The organism is Armatimonadota bacterium, assembly GCA_031460175.1.
GTDB lineage: Bacteria > Sysuimicrobiota > Sysuimicrobiia > Sysuimicrobiales > Sysuimicrobiaceae > Sysuimicrobium > Sysuimicrobium tengchongense.
In genome coordinates this window covers 1-17,109 of the sequence record JAVKGW010000006.1, presented here as the reverse complement: position 1 = coordinate 17,109, position 17,109 = coordinate 1, and the positions used below count along the sequence as shown (strand labels likewise).

The 17,109-nt window shown below is 69.8% G+C and carries 18 protein-coding genes and 3 tRNA genes; 8 read left to right on the top strand and 13 right to left on the bottom strand.

Going from position 1 to position 17,109, the window contains the following annotated elements:
• Window positions 1–3 precede the first annotated feature (3 nt).
• The 10 genes from hisA to deoC form a co-directional block, all read right to left on the bottom strand.
• Entirely contained in the window at window positions 4–714 is a 711-nt protein-coding gene (gene hisA, locus QN206_08895) for a 1-(5-phosphoribosyl)-5-[(5-phosphoribosylamino)methylideneamino]imidazole-4-carboxamide isomerase (GenBank protein ID MDR7614921.1), read from the bottom strand.
• Complete coding sequence (hisH, locus tag QN206_08890; GenBank protein ID MDR7614920.1) at window positions 708–1,319, bottom strand: imidazole glycerol phosphate synthase subunit HisH; 612 nt, start codon at window positions 1,317–1,319, stop codon at window positions 708–710. Before hisH ends, hisA begins: the two co-directional genes overlap by 7 nt.
• A complete protein-coding gene (hisB, locus tag QN206_08885) occupies window positions 1,319–1,900 on the bottom strand; it encodes an imidazoleglycerol-phosphate dehydratase HisB (protein ID MDR7614919.1) in 582 nt (193 codons plus the stop codon). Before hisB ends, hisH begins: the two co-directional genes overlap by 1 nt.
• Window positions 1,901–1,902: 2 nt before the next feature.
• Window positions 1,903–2,994, bottom strand: a complete 1,092-nt coding sequence (gene hisC / locus QN206_08880) for a histidinol-phosphate transaminase (protein ID MDR7614918.1) — start codon at window positions 2,992–2,994, stop codon at window positions 1,903–1,905.
• Entirely contained in the window at window positions 2,991–4,304 is a 1,314-nt protein-coding gene (hisD, locus tag QN206_08875) for a histidinol dehydrogenase (GenBank protein MDR7614917.1), read from the bottom strand. Before hisD ends, hisC begins: the two co-directional genes overlap by 4 nt.
• Window positions 4,304–4,954 (bottom strand): ATP phosphoribosyltransferase, encoded by a 651-nt coding sequence (gene hisG / locus QN206_08870; GenBank protein MDR7614916.1) that lies wholly within the window; start codon window positions 4,952–4,954, stop codon window positions 4,304–4,306. Before hisG ends, hisD begins: the two co-directional genes overlap by 1 nt.
• Window positions 4,942–6,162, bottom strand: coding sequence for an ATP phosphoribosyltransferase regulatory subunit (gene hisZ / locus QN206_08865; GenBank protein MDR7614915.1), 1,221 nt, complete (start codon window positions 6,160–6,162; stop codon window positions 4,942–4,944). The genes hisG and hisZ overlap by 13 nt, the downstream gene beginning before the upstream one ends.
• 9 nt (window positions 6,163–6,171) lie before the next feature.
• A complete protein-coding gene (locus QN206_08860; GenBank protein MDR7614914.1) occupies window positions 6,172–6,837 on the bottom strand; it encodes a hypothetical protein in 666 nt (221 codons plus the stop codon).
• Window positions 6,838–6,869: 32 nt separating this feature from the next.
• Entirely contained in the window at window positions 6,870–7,886 is a 1,017-nt protein-coding gene (locus tag QN206_08855; protein ID MDR7614913.1) for a nucleoside hydrolase, read from the bottom strand.
• A 183-nt stretch (window positions 7,887–8,069) separates the two neighbouring features.
• Entirely contained in the window at window positions 8,070–8,750 is a 681-nt protein-coding gene (gene deoC / locus QN206_08850; protein ID MDR7614912.1) for a deoxyribose-phosphate aldolase, read from the bottom strand.
• Window positions 8,751–8,897: 147 nt separating this feature from the next.
• Here deoC and QN206_08845 point away from each other — a divergent pair, with 147 nt between their 5' ends.
• From QN206_08845 to QN206_08830, 4 genes are read left to right on the top strand one after another with little or no spacing between them, the layout of a single operon-like run.
• Window positions 8,898–10,217 carry a BMP family ABC transporter substrate-binding protein gene (locus QN206_08845; protein MDR7614911.1) on the top strand — a complete coding sequence of 440 codons (1,320 nt, stop codon included), beginning with the start codon at window positions 8,898–8,900 and terminating at the stop codon, window positions 10,215–10,217.
• Window positions 10,218–10,251: 34 nt separating this feature from the next.
• A complete protein-coding gene (locus tag QN206_08840) occupies window positions 10,252–11,820 on the top strand; it encodes an ABC transporter ATP-binding protein (GenBank protein MDR7614910.1) in 1,569 nt (522 codons plus the stop codon).
• Window positions 11,786–12,826: an ABC transporter permease gene (locus QN206_08835; GenBank protein ID MDR7614909.1), complete on the top strand. Its 1,041-nt coding sequence runs from the start codon at window positions 11,786–11,788 to the stop codon at window positions 12,824–12,826. The genes QN206_08840 and QN206_08835 overlap by 35 nt, the downstream gene beginning before the upstream one ends.
• Window positions 12,823–13,800: an ABC transporter permease gene (locus QN206_08830; protein ID MDR7614908.1), complete on the top strand. Its 978-nt coding sequence runs from the start codon at window positions 12,823–12,825 to the stop codon at window positions 13,798–13,800. Before QN206_08835 ends, QN206_08830 begins: the two co-directional genes overlap by 4 nt.
• A 7-nt stretch (window positions 13,801–13,807) precedes the next feature.
• On the opposite strand, the gene QN206_08825 is transcribed toward QN206_08830, so the two are convergent.
• Window positions 13,808–13,896, bottom strand: a tRNA-Leu gene (locus QN206_08825).
• A gap of 63 nt (window positions 13,897–13,959) precedes the next feature.
• On the opposite strand from QN206_08825, the gene QN206_08820 reads away from it, so the two are divergent.
• A tRNA-Gly gene (locus QN206_08820) sits at window positions 13,960–14,034 on the top strand.
• Window positions 14,035–14,041: 7 nt separating this feature from the next.
• Window positions 14,042–14,115 (top strand) — tRNA-Cys (locus QN206_08815).
• Window positions 14,116–14,121: 6 nt separating this feature from the next.
• Here the strand turns inward: QN206_08815 and QN206_08810 are convergent.
• Both QN206_08810 and folP read right to left on the bottom strand, forming a co-directional pair.
• Window positions 14,122–15,105, bottom strand: coding sequence for an iron ABC transporter permease (locus QN206_08810; protein ID MDR7614907.1), 984 nt, complete (start codon window positions 15,103–15,105; stop codon window positions 14,122–14,124).
• Window positions 15,106–15,123: 18 nt separating this feature from the next.
• Window positions 15,124–15,993, bottom strand: a complete 870-nt coding sequence (gene folP, locus QN206_08805) for a dihydropteroate synthase (GenBank protein MDR7614906.1) — start codon at window positions 15,991–15,993, stop codon at window positions 15,124–15,126.
• Window positions 15,994–16,046: 53 nt separating this feature from the next.
• On the opposite strand from folP, the gene QN206_08800 reads away from it, so the two are divergent.
• Together QN206_08800 and QN206_08795 are read left to right on the top strand one after the other, a co-directional pair.
• Entirely contained in the window at window positions 16,047–16,562 is a 516-nt protein-coding gene (locus QN206_08800; protein MDR7614905.1) for a hypothetical protein, read from the top strand.
• The coding region (locus QN206_08795) for a GNAT family N-acetyltransferase (GenBank protein ID MDR7614904.1) at window positions 16,492–17,109 on the top strand (618 nt) is incomplete at its 3' end. The genes QN206_08800 and QN206_08795, both read left to right, overlap by 71 nt.

The following is a 17,109-nucleotide window of genomic DNA, read 5'->3' as shown; positions in this document are numbered from 1 at the left end:
GTTCTACTCCCGGGCCGCCTGCAACGCCTCGGAGACCGAAAGGGTGCCTTCATAGATGGCCCGACCCACGATCGCCCCCTCCACGCCGAGCCTCCGCAAGGCCCGGAGGTCCTCCAGGTTCCGAATGCCGCCCGAGGCCAGGACGGGGACTCCCAAGGCCATCGCCTCGCGGAAGAGTTCCAGGTTGGGCCCCGCGAGCATCCCGTCCGTCCCCACGTCCGTGACCACGAGCCGCCGCGCCCCCGCCTCCAGGCACCGCACGGCGGCCTCCCGGAAGGGCAACCGCGCTTCTTCTTGCCATCCCTCCACCATTACCCGATCCCCCCGCACGTCCAGGGCCACCGCGATCCGGTCCCCGAACCGGGCGGTCATCTGCTCCAACCAACGGAGGTCCCGCAGGGCCGCGGTGCCCAGCACCGCCCGGGCCACGCCCGCTTCAAAGGCCCGCACGAGGTCCTCCTCGCGCCGCAGCCCTCCCCCGAACTGCACCCGCACGCCCTCCGCGGCGATGCGGGCCACCACGGCGAGGTGCCGGGGCCTCCCCCCTCGGGCCCCGTCCAGATCCACCACGTGCAGCCACTCTGCCCCCTCCGCCCGCCACCGCCGGGCGACGTCCACGGGATCCTCCCCATACACCGTGGCCTGTCGGTAGTCCCCCTGTCGCAGCCGCACCACGCGGCCCTCCAGAAGATCCACGGCAGGCAGGATCACCATGTGCCAACCAGGTCCCGCAGGCTCCGGAGCAGGGCGAGCCCCACCCGGCTGCTCTTCTCCGGGTGGAACTGAAACCCCACCACCCGGTCGAGGGCCACGATGGCCGGGATCCGAACTCCGTATTCGGTCCAGGCCACCACCTGGGAGGGCTCCGCGAGGACGTAATAGGAGTGCACGAAGTACACATGGGATCCGGGCCGGATCGCGGCCGTGAAGGGGGAGGGACGCTCGAACTCCAGGGTGTTCCACCCCATGTGCGGGATCTTCCGCCCCTCCGGGAGCCGCACCACGCGGCCCCGCAAGAGCTTCAATCCCTCGTGCCTGCCCTCCTCCTCGCTCTCCTCGAACAGGAGCTGCATCCCCAGGCAAAGGCCCACCAGCCACCGGCCTCTTTTCACCTCCGCGCGCAGCGCATCCATGAACCCCGTCTTCCGCAAACGGTCCGCTGCGGGGCCGAAGGCCCCCACGCCCGGCAGGACGATCACGTCCTCGTCCCGCAGTGCCTCCGGGCGGTCCACCCGACGTGTCTGGAAGCCCACGCACTGGAAGGCGCGCTCCACGCTCCGCAAATTGCCCGCGCCGTAGTCCACCACCGCGGCTCGCATTACAGGACCCCCTTGGTGGAGGGGATGTCGCCTCCCACCACCCGCACCGCCTGTCCCAACACCACCCCGCACCCCTTGAACAGGGCCTCCGCGATGTGGTGGGCATTGCGGCCGTGCAAGAGCACGAGATGCAAGGTGATCCGGGCATGGGAAACGAACGCCCGCCAGAACTCCTCCACCAGCTCGGTCGGAAAGCTTCCCACGTGAGAGGCCGGGAAAGGGACGTCGTAGTGCAGGTAGCCGCGCCCGCTCACGTCCACCGCACACAGCACCAGGGCGTCGTCCATGGCCGCGTGGAGGCTGCTGAACCGCGCGATTCCCGCCCCGTCCCCCAGGGCCTGCCGGAAGGTTTCCCCGAGCACGATCCCTACATCCTCCACCGTGTGGTGCGCGTCCACTTCCAGGTCCCCGGTGGCCTCCACCGTCAGGTCGAACCGGCCATGCCGCGCCCACTGGGCGAGGAGGTGATCCAGGAAGGGCACGTGCGTGCGGATCCGGTGTTCCCCGACCCCGTCGAGCCGGAGGTGGACTCGCACCTGGGTCTCTGATGTGGCCCGCGTTGCCCCTGCTTCCCTTACCATCCTCACACCTCCGGGCACGTCCGGAGGGCGGTGAGGAACCTCTCGTTCTCCTCCGGGGTCCCGATGGTGACCCGGAGACATCCCTCCAGCTGCGGGTAATGGGAAACGTCCCGCACCAGAACTCCTTGTGCAGCCAGGTGCTCGAAGACCACGGCGGCGTCCCTGCACCGGAACAGGAGGAAGTTGGCGTCGCTGGGGTAGACCCGCACCCCCATGGTCCGGAGCTCCGTGAACACCCTTTCCCGCTCCGCCACGACCCGCGCGACGCGGGACCGGACGAGATCGGGACGCCGGACCACCGCCTCCACCGCGAGCTGGGCGAACGCATCCAGGTTGTACGGTGGGAGGGTCCGGAGGAGGGCAGAGATGATCTCCCGGCTCCCCATCACCCATCCCACCCGGGCGCCCGCGAGTCCGAAGGCCTTCGAGGCCGTGCGCACCACCGCCAGATTGGGGAATTCTCCCAGCAACCCCACCGCGGTGTGACGCTCGTACTCGGGCGTTCCCACCAGGTTGCGGGCGTGGTCCGGGAAGAAGCCCCAGTATGCCTCGTCCACCACCACCAGGGCCTCGGTACGTGCCGCGATCCAGGCGATCTCCTCCCGGGGAACGGCCCGTCCCGTGGGGTTATTGGGAGACGCGAGGAAGATCATGCGGGCGTCACGGGCCGCCGTAACGACCGCCTCGGGGTCCAGGGTGAGGTCCGGCCGAAGCGGGATCTCCCGCACCTCCGCCCCCGCCACCACCGCGAGAGGGCGAGCCATGGAATAGCCTGGCTGCGGCAGCACCACCACGCCGGGCGCCGCGAAGGCCTGGAGCAGGGCCAGAAGGGCCTCGTTGGAGCCGTTCGCGAGGACGATCTGGTCCTCCCTGAGACCGCTCGTGGCCGCCAGGAGCTCCCGCAGCCGTTCCGCCCGCATGGGGGGATAGCGGTTCCACGGCCGCTGGACCAAGGCCTCCACCACCTCCCGCTTGATCTCCTCCGGGAGGTCGTAGGGCAGCTCGTTCTGGTTGAGCTTCACCTCGCCCTGCCGCCCCCGGAGCCGGTACTCGGGCAGGGCCTGGATCTCGGGGCGGGCGCGGACTCCCCTCACGGCTCAAGACCTCCCCGTTCTTGCACGCTCATCACGTGGGCGGGGAACCCCTCGTAGTGCCCCAGGCGCTCCACCACCGGCCGCAGCCGCGCCAGGGCTTTCCCGTCCAGCTGGGCCACGGAGGAGATCTTCAGGTACGTCCACACGGTGACCGCGGAGGTGAACCGGGCGGCGCCGCCCGTGGGCAGGGCCGCGGGGACCCCGATGGCGTAGTTGGCGGCACTCGGCGGCGTGTGGGGTCCCAGGAGGATCTCCCCCGCATGCCGCACCCCGCGCAGCAGCTCCCACGCCTCCCGGGCATGGATCACCAGGTGCTCGGGAGCGTAGAGGTTCACGAAGGCCACCGCCTCCTCCAGGTCCCGGGTGACGAGAATCCCCCCGAGATCGGAGAGGGCATCCCGGGCGTAGGTACGGCGGGGTTCCGGGAGGCGTTCCACCAGGGTCTGCAGGCGCGCGTGGACCTCCTGGGCGAGTTGCTCGGAGGGCGTGATGAGGAGGGCCGCGGAGTCGCTTCCGTGCTCGGCCTCGTTGAGGAGGTCCAGGGCCACCAGCCGCGGATCCGCCTCGTGGTCCGCCAACACCGCGATCTCGGTAGGGCCCAACGGCGCCAGCATCCGCACGCCCAGGGTCTGCACCAGCATCTGCATGGCGACCACGTACGGGTTCCCGGGTCCCACCACCGCCTCCACCTTGGGGATGGTGGCGGTCCCTACCGCCAGGGCCGCGATGCCCGCGGGTCCATTGGCCCGATGGATCCGCTCGATGCCCAAAAGGTCCGCGGCCACCAGGGTTGCGGGATCCACGGACCCTCCCGGACGGGGCGGCACGAGGAGCACGATCTCCTCCACGCCCGCCACCACCGCGGGACCGAGCATGGTCACCACCGTGGAGGGGAAGCTGCCCTTCCCCGAGGGGATGTATGCCCCCACGGAGGCCAGGGGGGTGATGCGCACCCCGACCCGCAGACCCGGCTCCAGCTCCTCCACCTGCTCCTGGGGAGGCCGCAGCCACTCGCTAAACCGACGCACCCGGGCGATGGCGGCCTCCAGGGCAGCCCGCACGCCCGCATCCACCTGTTCGTAGGCCGCCCGAATCTCCGAGCGGTCCACCCATAGGCGCTCCCGGGAGAGTTCCACCCCGTCGAAACGGCGGGTGGCCTCGAGGACCGCCTCGTCCCCCCGGGACAGGACGTCTTCCAGGATGGCCCGGACCTGGCGGGTGACCTCCTCGGAGAGCACCCGACCCTGGGATCGGCTCAGTAGGCGGCGCAGTTCCGCGGGCGGGACCTCCCACAGGCGCAGGATTCGCATCAGGGATGCTCCACGAAAACGCCCTTGCTCCCCCGGAGCCGCTCTAATAGCTCCTGGATCCGGCCCGCCTTGGCCCGAAGGGCCACCCGGTTCACCACCAGCCGGGCGGTGCTGGTAAACACCTCCTCCGCCTCCACGAGCCCGTTTGCCCGCAGGGTTCGTCCCGTCATCACCAGATCCAGGATGCCGTCGCTGAGCCCTACCCGGGGGGCCAGCTCCACGGATCCCCACAGGTGGATGATGTCCACCGCCCGATTTCGCTCCCAGAAGAAGCGCTCTGCGATGCGCGGGTATTTGGTGGCGATGCGCAGCGCCCGGGTGGGCCGGGTCCACTCGGGGAGGACCTCCGGAGGGAAGGCCACCACCCCCCGACACCGGCCGAACCCCAGATCCAGGAGTTCGTACACCTCGTGGTTCTGCTCCAGGAGGATGTCCTTGCCCACGATGCCGCAGTCCGCGGCTCCCCGTTCCACGTAGGTCACCAGATCCACGGGCTTCGCCACCAGGACCCGGGTTCCCAGCTCCGGCCAGCTCAGCAGCAAGTTCCGATCCCCAGGAACCGTGGGTCGAGCAAGTCCTGCGGCTTCGAGCCGGCGGAGGCTCGGCTCGAACAGCCGACCCGAGGGAATGGCCACCGTCAGGATTTCCACGCCTCGATTGCCTCCTGGACCAGCAGGCCGAGTTCCGGGAACACCACGCGCTCCCGGCCCTCCCGAGAGCACACACGGGCCTGCTCGTCTTCCAACATGATACACGGTACGCGGACCTCCGGCGGCGGCCACGGATCCGTGAGCGCAGGGATCCCCTCCCTCCGGAGCGCGAGCGCAAGCCGGACCGCGAGATCTCGGAACCGGGGGACGTACACGATGGAGAGCACCGCGGAGGGTGCGGAAGGCGGAAGCGCGGGAAGCAGCCGATCCAGGTGCAGGGCGAAACCGACCGCGGGGCGATCCGCTCCGAACCTTGCCAGCAGGCCGTCGTAGCGTCCCCCGCCCAACACGGGGCGACCCAAGCCCTGTGCGTACCCCTCGAACACGATCCCCGTGTAGTACTCGAAGTCCCGGATGAGCCCCAGATCCACCTCCACCTCTCCGACCACCCCGTATGGCCGGAGGGCCTCCAGTAGGCGCTCCACCTCCTCCAGCGCCTCCGCGGCGACGCCGAGCCGGGCCGCGCGTTCCAGGGCGTCCGGGCCGCGCCAGGACGGAAGGTGCAGGACGGCCTCCCGGATGGCCGGAGGCGCACCCTCCAGCAGGCCCTGGAGGCTCACGAAGTCCCGGCGGTAGAGGAGGAGTTGCGCCGCGTGCTGGTCCTCTGGATCCAGTCCCGCGGCCTCCAGCAGCCCCCGCAGGAACCCCGCGTGGCCCAGTCCGATCCGGAACCCCTCCACTCCCACCTCCCGCAGGGCCCAGACCGCGAGGGCGACCACCTCCGCGTCCGCATCCGGACCCCGGTCCCCGATCCGCTCCACCCCCGCCTGCACGAATTCCCGCTCCTCCCCCCGGGAGACATCCCGCACCCGGAACACCTCCGCCACATATGCCAGGCGGGCCCGGCCCTTCCCATGGGTCGCCACCAAGCGGGCGATGGGCACGGTCATCTCCGGCCGCAGGGCCAACAACTCCCCCGTCCGGTCCACCAGCACGAACAGGGCGTTCGGCCCCTCAACCCCGACTCCCCGTTCCACGGTGCTCAGGAACTCCAGCACGGGCGTCCGTACCTCGCGATAGCCCCACCGGGCGAAGAGCCCGAGCAAACGGTGCTCCAGCCGGCGGAGCACCTCCGCTTCCTCAGGCAGCACATCCCGGGTCCCCGCGGGGATCCGGAGCCAGAGGGGAGGCCACCGCCTCGGCCGCATGCTTCCTCCTCAACGGCGCTGGTGCGAGGCCAGGGAACGGATCCGCACCACTAGTCCTCCGAACAGCACCGCGGCGCAGAGCAGGGTGACCCCCGCAACCCGAGCAGGGCCTTCCAGGAAACGGAGACCGAGGTCCAGGAGCAAGCGACCTCCCACGGCCACCACGACGCCCTCGACCCACCGTCCCTCCGCCATCAGGCCTCCGCTGAGTCCCGTGACCGCGCTCCCGGCGGCCAGCCGGCCGAGGGAGCCGAGGAAGGCCCAACCCACCCCCGGGCCTCCGGGAAGGCCCAGCTCCGCGACCTCGTAGGCTCCCCGAAGGATCCCGAACTCCGAGGCGAGGCCGAACCCGGCTCCCACCGCCGTACCCGCCCCTTCGACCCCACCGGCTCCCGGCCGTCCGACACCGCCGAGGGCCAGAGCCGCCGTGGTCTGGAGGAGTTGGGCGAGCAGGCCGTTCAGGACCACGAAAACCCATGTGGGAAGCTCCTTGTGCGCTCCCCACACCACGGATGCGAGGGCGACCACGGCTCGGCTCACGCCAGGAATCACGAGGAACAGTCCTGCGCCGACTCCAAACCCCACGATGAGACGCGCGTCGAACCGGAACCGGTTCGCCACCGCCGCGGTGCCCAGGCCGAGGGTGAGCAGCAGGAGGGTGGACGTCCACGCCATCCGTGGTCCTCCCTGGCCCCTCTGCCCCCACCTCACGCGGGCGGGGATTCCGCGGAGGGCTCCGGAGAACGCTCCGCCACTTCCTCAGGGCTCTCCTCCGAGGGGATCTCCGGAACGGGCGGGGCACCCAGGGCGGAGAAGAGATGTTCCCGGATCCGGTCCCCGTCACAGGCGCGCACCAAGCGCACGTTGGCCGGCTGGCGGCTTAAGCCTGCGGGATCGGCAACCACGGCCCCCCGGGTAAGCTCCCCGTGCGCTTCCACGTCCAACCGAATCTGGATCTCCTCCAGGACCACCGCAGGGTCCACTGCCACGGCCATGGCCACCACCGCCCCGGGTACGGACCCCGCCAGGCGCAGGGTGCGGCGGCAATACTCCGCCATGGGACGGGTGGCGTCCAGGAAGAACCTGCCTTCCCGGGTCCCCCCCGCCCGGATCCGGTGGATGTCCTGGGGCCGCATGGTGAGGGCCGCCCGGGCGGTGTCCCAAGGGATCAAGGTCAGGGGAAGGCCGCTTCGAAGCACCAGGGCCGCGGCTTCCGGGTCCGCGTAGAAGTTGTACTCCGCCGCGGGGGTCACGTTCCCCTCCCGGAGGGTTCCCCCGTACACGTACACCTGACCGAGGACCTCTCCGAGCCGAGGGAACTGGATGAGGGCGGCCGCGAGGTTCGTGAGGGGCCCAAGGCACACCACGTGGAGGTCGCGGCGGTAGTGCCGTGCCAGGGACAGGATGGCGTCCACCGCATGGGGGCTCTCCGGCCGCCCCTTCGACTTCGGGGGCGTAAAGGTTCCCAGACCCGTCCGACCATACATGGCGTCAAACGGCACCGCAGGTCGGACGAGCGGCCCCTCGCAGCCGGAGTAGACCGCGGTCCGGTCGAGCCCCGCGAGCTCCGAGCCGTAAAGCAGGTTCTCCGTGGCCTGGGACACCCGGACGGCGCCCGCCACGGCGGTGATCGCCACCACGTCCACCTCGGGAGTCCGTGCCGCGATGAGCAGGGCGAGGAGATCGTCTGCGGTTCCATCGCTGTCCACCAGTAGGCGACGCATGAACTCACCTCAAGGCCAGGAGAAGACCGCGAACGTCCGCTGCGGCCTGCTGGGCTGTGACCGAGACTCCTCCAATCGGTGTCGTGCATCCCGGCTGGCAGCCGGCGCTTTCACCATTCTAGACCTGGGTCCGCGCATGACAAGGGGACCCACTGGATCGCAGGAGCTCAGGGAGAACCCTTTTCAGGGTGGGCCCACCGCTCCCCGCGCCACCTCCACTCCGCTGCTGGTACCGATGCGGTCGGCGCCCGCGGCCAGCATCCGGCAAGCGGTGGCGTAGTCCCGGATGCCCCCCGCGGCCTTGACCCCCACGTGCGGGCCGACCGCGGCCCGCACGCGGCGAACCGCCTCCTCCGTGGCACCGGGCACGCCAAACCCCGTGGAGGTCTTGACGAAGTGTGCGCCCGCCTCCACCGCCAGGCGGCAGGAACGGACGATCTCCTCGGGGGTCAGGAGGGCGGTCTCCAGGATCACCTTCACCAGAGCGCCCGCCTGACGGGCGGGCTCCACTACCGCCCGCAGCTGCTCCAGGACCAGGTCGTCCAGACCGGCCTTGAGGAGGCCCACGGGCTGGACCACATCCAGCTCCCGCGCCCCTGCGGCCAGCGCATGCTCCGCCTGGGCCCGCCGGTCCTCCCGTGCCCCGGCACCCAGAGGAAAATCGATCACCGCGCAGGGAGCCACCTCGGATCCCGCCAGGGACCGGACCACCTGTGGGAGGTGGAAGGGATTGACCACCACGGCGGCGAAGCGCCACTCCAGGGCTTCCCGGCACACCCGCTCCACGTCCGCGGGCGTGGCATCAGGCCTCAGCAGCGTGTGGTCGATGCGTCGCGCGAGCTCGGTACCGGACGGTCCGCCCACCGCGTTTCCTCCGAGCCCATTCTCGGCCCCGCGCCGGTCCGGGTCAATCCGCGGGGGCGTGGCCCTCGCGGCAGGATGCCCCGGCCCGGACGCCGTAGCTCTTGGAGGACGGCCTGCGGGCCGGCATCACGCGGGAGGGAGGGGAACATGTGGTCCAGGATCGCATTGGCGCTGGCGGTGGCAGCGGTTCTGCTGGTCCCTGGCGCCAGTACGGACGCAGCTCCGGGGCCCTTTAAGATTGCGGTGGTTTCGGACGTAGGTGGCCGCGGGGATCTGAGCTTCAACGACATGGCCTTCAAAGGAGGCGAGGACGCGGAGCGGGACCTCGGGGTGCGCATGGTGGAACTGGTGAGCAAGGTGGAGGCGGACTACGTCCCGAACCTCACCCGGGCGGCCCGGGATCCGGACGTGCGGCTCATCGTGGGGGTGGGCTTCCTCCTGAGCGACGCCCTGGCCCAGGTGGCCCGCCGGTTCCCGGACAAGAACTTCGTGGGGATCGACACCTTCGCCCAGTCCATCGTGAAGCAGAAGTTCCCCGCCCAATACCCGCTGCCGAACCTCATGGACGTGGTGTACGAGGAGCACAAGGGGAGCGCCCTGGTGGGCGCCCTCGGGGCGCTCCTGGCAGCCCAGTACGCCAAGCCGCACATCGGCGGCGTGTTTGGGATCGAGATCCCGGTCCTGTGGAAGTTCGAGATCGGGTACAAGTGGGGGGCCCGCTGGGCCACGGAGTGGCTGGCGAAGAACCGGCCGGACAAGGCTTTCACCTATCGCAGGGACTTCGTGCTGTGGACCTACACGGGGACCTTCAGCGACATCCCCAAGGGTTACGCCGCCGCAAAAGCCATGTACGCGAAGAACGCGGTGGCGGTTTTCAACATCGCGGGACCTCTAGGGCTCGGCATCAACCAGGCGGTCCAGGAGATCGCGCAGGCCCAGAGGCTGCGCATGGGTCCTCCCTTCTGGATCGGGGTAGACGCCAACCAGGACTGGATCAACCCGGGCTTCGTGATCGCCAGCATGATGAAGCGGGTGGACCGCGGGGTGTACTACACCACCCGATGGGTCCGGGACGGGCAGTTCCGGAATCTGGTCCGGCGGATGCAGGGAGTGGTGACCCTCGGGATCGGGACCCGCATCGGGGGCCAGCTCGTAGAGGGGGTCTCCGTGAGCACCCTGGACGACCTGGACGAGTTCATCCGCATGGGACTCCAGGCAGAGCGGCTGACTCGCAAGAAGGTGCTCCCGGCCTCGCCCGCGGAGATCAAGTCCAAGGTGAAGACCATGCGGGACGCCCAGCCAAAGTGGGTGTGGGACGCGGTGGCCGAGCTAGAGAAGAAGATCCGGGAAGGCCAAGTCACCGTCCCCCTGGTGGTCACCAAGCCGGACATCGAGCGCTGGCGGAGTGAGCTCGGCTCCGGGCCCCGCGCGCTTCCCGCGGCCGCCCTGCAGATGCCCCAGCGCTAGGATCGCGTCCGTGTCGCACGCGGACGAGGCCGCCGTGAGGGAGCAGACCCCGCGGGTGCAGATGCGGGGAATCCATAAGATCTATCCCGACGGCACCGTGGCCCTGCGGGGCGTGGATTTCCAGCTCCATCCGGGCGAGATCGTGGGCCTTCTGGGCGAGAACGGAGCGGGCAAGACCACCCTCATGAAAATCCTCTCGGGGCTTCTGCGGCCGACCCGTGGGGAAATCCGGGTGGACGGCCGGGCCATGCAGTTCCGCAATCCCAGGGACGCCCTCCGGTACGGCATCGGCATGGTGCATCAGGTGTTCACCCTGGTCCCCCCCTTCACCGCTTTGCAGAACGTCCTGCTGGGCCAGGAGGAAGCGGGGATCCTGTGCCCGCTGCCCGAGGACGCGGCCCGGGAACGGTTGGAGCGGTTGCTGGAGGAAACCGGCTTGAGCGTTCCCCTGGACGTCCCCGTGGAGTCTCTCCCCGTGGGCGTACAGCAGCGGGTGGAGATCTGCAAGACCCTGTACCGCGGCACCTCGGTCCTCATCCTGGACGAACCCACCTCCGCCCTCACGCCCGGGGAGGCGGACGAGCTCTTCCGGTTCCTGCGCAGGCTGCGGGAAAGGGGGACGGCCATCGTGCTCATCACCCACAAGCTGCGGGAGGTGCTGGAGATCACCGACCGGGTGGTGGTGCTCCGCCAAGGGGTGGTGGCCGGAGAACTCCCCACCCGTGGGGCCACCCCGGAGAGGCTGGCGGAGCTGATGGTGGGTCAACCGACCACCTTCCGGGTGCGACGCACGCCCAGAGCTCCGGGAAGGCCCGTGCTCACGGTCAGGGGACTGCGGGTCCGCGACGACCAGGGCCGGGTGGCGGTGCACGATCTGTCCTTTGAGGTACGGGAGGGTGAGATCTTCGGCATCGCGGGGGTAGAAGGAAACGGCCAGAGCGAGCTGGTGCAGGCCCTCACTGGGCTGCGACCTCCCGAAGCCGGGGAGATCCGTTTCGGAGACGAGGAGATGCCTCGCCAGGACCCCCTCGCCCTGTACCGCCGGGGGCTCGCGCACGTGCCGGAGGACCGGGTGCGGTTCGGGCTCGCCTTGGGATTCGATCTCGTGGAGAACAGCATCCTGGGACGGCAGCGGGAGCCCCGGTTCGTGGGCTCCCTGGGCCGGCTGAATCGTCCGGCCATCCTCCGTTACGCGCAGGAACTCGTGCGTCGTTTCCATGTGGTGGCCCCGGACCTCACCACCCCGGTCCGCAGCCTGAGCGGGGGCAACCAACAGCGCCTGCTGGTGGGACGGGAGATCAGCAAGGAGCCCAAGCTGGTGGTGGCCATGCACCCGACCCGGGGTCTGGATGTGGCGTCCACCGTGTACATCCGGGAGCTGCTGGTCCAGATACGGGACGCAGGCCGAGCGGTGCTGCTGGTGTCCGCGGACCTGGACGAGGTCTTGGAGCTCAGCGACCGGCTCGCGGTGATGTACGAAGGGAAGTTTCTCGGCCTGGGGCCTGTGGAAGCCTTCCCGCGGGAGGCCATCGGACTCCTGATGGGAGGAGTCGTACGGGCGGGTACCGATGCGGGCGCCGCGCACTCTCCGTCCCCTTCTTGAATCCGTAGCCGCGGTCTCCGTGGGACTCTTGGCAGGGGGGGTTCTCATTTGGGCATTCGGGCACTCCCCCCTTGCCGCCTACCGGGCTTTGCTGATGGGCGCCTTCGGAAGCCGGGAGGACCTCCTGGAGACCCTGGCCTTCGCAACGCCCCTCCTGCTCACGGCCCTCACCTTCGCGGTGGGGGTACGCGCGGGGCTGTTCAACATCGGAGCGGAGGGACAGGTGTACCTGGGCGCGGTGGGAGCCGCCTCCGTGGCCGGCCTTCTGCCCCTGCCGCCCGGCGTGCACCTGCTGGCGGCCACCCTGGCGGGCATGACCGCGGGCGCCCTGTGGGCCTTGGTTCCCGCGATGCTCAAGGCGTGGCGGGGAGTCCACGAGGTGATCTCCACCATCATGTGCAACTGGATCGCCCTGCACCTCTCCATGTACCTGGCCATCACCTTCCTCGCGGAACCTGGCCGCGCGGAGCGGACCATCCCCGCGCTCCCCACCGCCCGTTACCCCGTACTGAGCGAGGAGAGCACCCTCACCGCGGTGCTGTTCGTGGCCGTGGGCCTCGCTCTGGGGGTGTACGCGTACCTCTGGGGAACCCGGGCCGGCTACGAGCTCAGGCTGGCGGGTGAAAACCCAGACGCCGCGCGGTACGCGGGTGTGCGACCCGAGCGGGTGGTGGTGCTGAGCTTTGTCCTCGGGGGAATGGCCGCGGGCTTCGCAGGCGCAAGCCAAGTCATCGGCAGACCCCCCGCGTGGTCCCTGTACGCCACCCTGGGAAACGTCACCACCCTGGGCTTCGACGGCATCGGGGTCGCGCTGGTGGGCCGCAACCACCCCCTGGGCTCGGTGCTGGCCGCGGTCCTGTTCGGCGCCCTGGTTCAAGGGGGCCGCCTCATGGAGTACGAGGTGGGGGTGCTGAGCGAGCTGGTGCGGGCCCTGAACGGCATCGTCGTGCTCGCCATGGCCGTCCCGGAGCTGTGGAGTCTGCTGCGCGGGAGGCTCGTCCGGTGAGGGGCCGTACCTGGCTTCCGTGGGCCGCGGGGGGCGTGTTGGTGGTGGCCGCGGGGCGCCTGCTGGAGTGGGCGGGCCTCCCTCCGGTTTCTCTGCTGGAGACGGGGCTGCTGGCGATGACGCCTCTGGCCCTGGCCGCGGTGGGGGAGTGCCTCAACGAGAAGGCGGGCCTCGTGAACATCGGATTGGAGGCCATCTTCCTCCTCACCGCCACGGTCGGAGTCTGGTTCGCAGAGCTCGGCCGGAGTGGGTACGTAGGCCTGCTGGGGGGCGCGATGACTGGGGGACTGTTGGGTCTGGGGCTGGGGGCGGTGAGCGTGTACGGGAGGGCGGATCAGATCATCGCGGGGATCGGGCTCAACGTGTTCGCCCTGGGCTTCGTACCGTTTCTGCTCATCAGCCTATGGGCGTTTCCCGGGATCCATGTGTTTCCCAACGAGCTCATGGTGTCGCGGCTGCGCACGCCCATCGGCCAGGTGAGCCCCGTGACCTTGGGAGCGGTGGGGGCCGCGGTCCTGGCACATCTGCTGCTGCACCGTACCGTGCTGGGCTTTCGCCTCCGCGCGGTGGGAGAACGGCCCGAGGCGGTGGACGTGGCCGGCCTGCGGGTGGACCGTCTGCGGCTCCTGACCGCCACCATAGGAGGAACCCTGGCGGGGCTGGGTGGAGCCTTCCTGCCCCTCGGCTGGTTCGGGGCGCTGGTGAAGGAGATTTCCGCGGGCAGAGGCTTCATCGCGCTCGCATGCGTGGTGTTCGCGGGGCTGGAGCCGCTTCTGGCCCTCGGTGCGGCGCTGCTCTTCGGGCTTGCGGACGGCTTCGCGTCCGCGGTGGCGGTGACCCCGGGGGTGAAGGAGCGGGTGCCGTTTTACTTCGTGGCCATGATCCCCTACGCCCTGACCCTGGCGGTGGTGGCCGTGGTCATCGGCCGCAGGCGCTTCCCCAGCACCGTGGGCCGGCCTTACGTCCGGGAGTGAGCAGCCCTGGTGGGCGGGGTGGGATTCGAACCCACAAGGACCCTCCGGTCCAGCGGATTTTAAGTCCGCCGCGTTTTCCGGTTTCGCCACCCGCCCCCCCTGTCACCCTACCGTTGCGAGGGCGTGGAGGGCAACCCTATAATGGGGGGTGCGAGGGGCGCGGGTGTAGCTCAGCGGTAGAGCGTCGGCTTGCCATGCCGAAGGTCGCGGGTTCAAATCCCGTCGCCCGCTCCAGCGCTGAGGCGACGTAGCCAAGAGGCAAGGCAGGGGTCTGCAAAACCCCGACCGCCGGTTCGAATCCGGCCGTCGCCTCCACGGCGCCTACTTACCTCCCTGTCGGAGCAGCCACAGGAAGAACGGGACCCCGAGGAAGGCCGTAACCACGCCCACGGGGATCTCCATGGGCGGCGCGACGGTGCGCGCCACCAGATCCGCGTCCACCATCAGCGCGGCTCCGGCCAGGGCCGAGCCCGGGAGCACGAGCCGGTGGTCCGGACCCAACAGGCGCCGCACCAGATGCGGAACCACGAGCCCTACGAACCCGATGAGGCCCGCCACCGATACCGCGGCCGCGCTCATGAGGGTCGCGCCTCCCACCAGCCACCGCCGGGCGCGGACCACATCCACGCCCAACGACCACGCCTCGTCCTCCGAGAGGAGCAGGAGGTTCAGCTCCCGCCAACGGACCTGCACCAGAACGTACCCCATGGCCACGTAGGGGAGGGCGTACGCCACGTGGAACCAGCCCCGTCCCCCGAACCCGCCCAGAAGCCAGGTCAGGGCCTGCTGGAGCGTTCCGGAAGAGAGCACGAGGAGGAGGGAAGTGGCCGCGGTCAGGAGAGCGCTGAGGGCCAGGCCTGCCAGCAACAGGTCCGCCATCCGGATCCCTCCGTCGCGGCGGGCGATGCGGAAAGCCATGGTAACCGTAGCGATGGCGCACAGGAACGCGGCAACCGGCACGGAGGGCCCACCCGCTCCCAGGGAGAGGGCGGCGACGGCCCCCAGGGCGGCTCCCGCGGAGACTCCGATCACGTAGGGATCCGCTAGGTCGTTGCGGAAAAGGGCCTGATAGGTGACGCCGCTGGAAGCCAGGGCCGCCCCCACCGCCGCCGCCAGCAGAACCCGGGGCGCCCGCAGCTCCACCACGATGGCGTACGCCTCGGGAGCGACACCCTCCGGACCCCGAAGGAGAGCCCGCACCGCGGTCCCGAAGGGCACCCGAACGGAGCCCAGGATGATCCCGGCACCAAGGCTCAGCCCCAAGGAGGCGGCTAGGGCTCCGAGCGCGAGGTGCCTACGCCCCATGCGCCCTACGACCACACGTCACTCCGCGGCGGGGGCGTCCATCTGGGCAGCCTGATTGAGGTCCAGGAGCGCCTCCATGGTCCGGGCGACCCGGACCATGAACCGCACGTCGTGCGCCCGGATCATCCGGGCCCCCCGCTCGATCCCCAGGACCACCGCGGCCGCGGTGGCCTCGAGGAGCTCTTCGGGGGGAAGCCCCAGAAGGTCTCGCAGGTAGTTCTTCCGGGAAGTGGCCAGGTAAATGGGATATCCCAGCTCGAGGAGTTCGGAAAGACGTAGCAGGAGGGCTACGTCGTGGCGGGGCTGCTTGTCGAAGCTGAGGCCCGGATCCAGGAGGATCCTGTCGCGGGAAACTCCCCGTGCGCGCGCTAGCTCCGCTTTCCGCGCAAGAAATCCCCGGACCTCCTCCACCACGTCCCCGTACCGCAGGTCCGGGTAGGGGATCTTGTGGGGTCCACGCCGGTGCATGATCACCAGCCCCGCCCCGAACTCCCCGGCGAGCTCGGCCAACCGGGGATCCGCCAGGCCGCTCACGTCGTTGATGGCCACCGCTCCCGCCCCGAGGGCCTCCCGGGCCACCTCGAATTTCGTGGTCTCCACGATCACGGGAAGCCCCACCTCCTCCCGGATGCGCAATATGGCGGGAACGACCCGCCGGATCTCCTCGGAGGCGGGAACGGGCTCCCCGGGGCGCGCGGATTCCCCGCCCACCTCGATGAGGTCCGCACCCTCTTCCGCCATCTCATGGGCACGGGCCAGGGCGGCTCCGAGTTCCGGGTGACGCGCTCTGGCGTAGAAGGAGTCCGTGGTCAGGTTGAGAATCCCAACCACGTGGACCCGTCGTCCGAGGTCGAGCGTGATCTCCCGCAGCCGGAGCACAGATCCCATCGCCCCCCATTTTACGCACCGTAGGGCCTGCCTCCCCGGTCCGGCGAGGTGCCATGCGGTTCTCCGTGGCATCCCGTGAGGTGTTCTGGCGGTGGGTCGGCCGTGTCCAACTCGCGGACGGGCCCACCCTGCTCCTCTCCGGAGACGTGGCACGATGGATCCTGTCCGGGGAGGTCGTGGAGGTGGAGACCGAGGGGACGACCGACATACTGAAGTTTGAGGGTTTCGCCCTTCGTCGGAAAGGGGTGGTGCTCTGGCCTCCGTGGCGGGACGAGGTGAGCCATCCCCGCATGAGCTGGTCCGGGAAGACCCTGTACGCGTACCGGCTTGTGGTCCGGGAGGCCATGTACGAGCGGGACTTCGAGGCCATCGCGGAACTGGAGCAGTTCCACTACGCCAGCGAGCACGAGGTGGTGGCCCTGTGGCGGTGTGTTCTGCGGACGCGTGCAGGGCGCGAACCGCAAACCCTCCTGCCCGTGTGGGGGAGAGACACGGTTGGTGGAGATCAAAGGGTCCACGCCCGCAAGCCGGTTTCTGGTACTGGAGCAAGAGGAGCGCCTGCCGTTTGAGCCCCGTATCCTCGGCTACCTCCGCGTGGACCCACCGATTCCCCGCATGCACCGCCGCACCCAGAAGGGCATCGAGACCAACATCCGCGAGCGGGTGTTCCCCGCCTCCTGGTTCTGCCCCACCTTCCGCCTGGAGGAGGCCCTACACGAGGCCCCGGAAGAACTGGCGGAGGCGGACTGGCGCACTCTCACGGAGGTGGCCCTAGAACGGGTGAACACCGCGGCGGCCCGCATCGCCCGTGTGGTGGTTCATCCGGATTACCGGGCGGACGGTCTGGGGGCCCTTCTGGTGCGGCGGGCGCTCCGGTGGATCGCAGAGCGCCGGATTCCGGAGATGCGGCGGAAAAAGCACCTGGTGGAAACCGTGGCTCAGATGAGCCGCTACCATCCCTTCTTCGAGCGGGTGGGCTTCCGGTATGTGTGGGAGACCGCCTCCGGACGGCCCGTGCTGCTCTATCCCCTCACGGAGACGGCCCAAAAGCGGCTGGAGGAATTCCTCACCTTGGATCCGGAAGCCCGGCCGTACCGGGGCCGCCTTTACCGGCCC

Excerpts from the sequence above, each read along its gene's own strand:
- hisA (MDR7614921.1), bottom strand. The coding sequence starts at position 714 with ATGGTGATCCTGCCTGCCGTGGATCTTCTGGAGGGCCGCGTGGTGCGG.
- hisH (MDR7614920.1), bottom strand. The coding sequence starts at position 1,319 with ATGCGAGCCGCGGTGGTGGACTACGGCGCGGGCAATTTGCGGAGCGTG.
- hisB (MDR7614919.1), bottom strand. The coding sequence starts at position 1,900 with ATGGTAAGGGAAGCAGGGGCAACGCGGGCCACATCAGAGACCCAGGTG.
- hisD (MDR7614917.1), bottom strand. The coding sequence starts at position 4,304 with ATGCGAATCCTGCGCCTGTGGGAGGTCCCGCCCGCGGAACTGCGCCGC.
- hisZ (MDR7614915.1), bottom strand. The coding sequence starts at position 6,162 with ATGCGGCCGAGGCGGTGGCCTCCCCTCTGGCTCCGGATCCCCGCGGGG.
- QN206_08860 (MDR7614914.1), bottom strand. The coding sequence starts at position 6,837 with ATGGCGTGGACGTCCACCCTCCTGCTGCTCACCCTCGGCCTGGGCACC.
- QN206_08855 (MDR7614913.1), bottom strand. The coding sequence starts at position 7,886 with ATGCGTCGCCTACTGGTGGACAGCGATGGAACCGCAGACGATCTCCTC.
- QN206_08845 (MDR7614911.1), top strand. The coding sequence starts at position 8,898 with ATGTGGTCCAGGATCGCATTGGCGCTGGCGGTGGCAGCGGTTCTGCTG.
- QN206_08835 (MDR7614909.1), top strand. The coding sequence starts at position 11,786 with ATGCGGGCGCCGCGCACTCTCCGTCCCCTTCTTGAATCCGTAGCCGCG.
- QN206_08810 (MDR7614907.1), bottom strand. The coding sequence starts at position 15,105 with ATGGGGCGTAGGCACCTCGCGCTCGGAGCCCTAGCCGCCTCCTTGGGG.
- folP (MDR7614906.1), bottom strand. The coding sequence starts at position 15,993 with ATGGGATCTGTGCTCCGGCTGCGGGAGATCACGCTCGACCTCGGACGA.
- QN206_08800 (MDR7614905.1), top strand. The coding sequence starts at position 16,047 with ATGCGGTTCTCCGTGGCATCCCGTGAGGTGTTCTGGCGGTGGGTCGGC.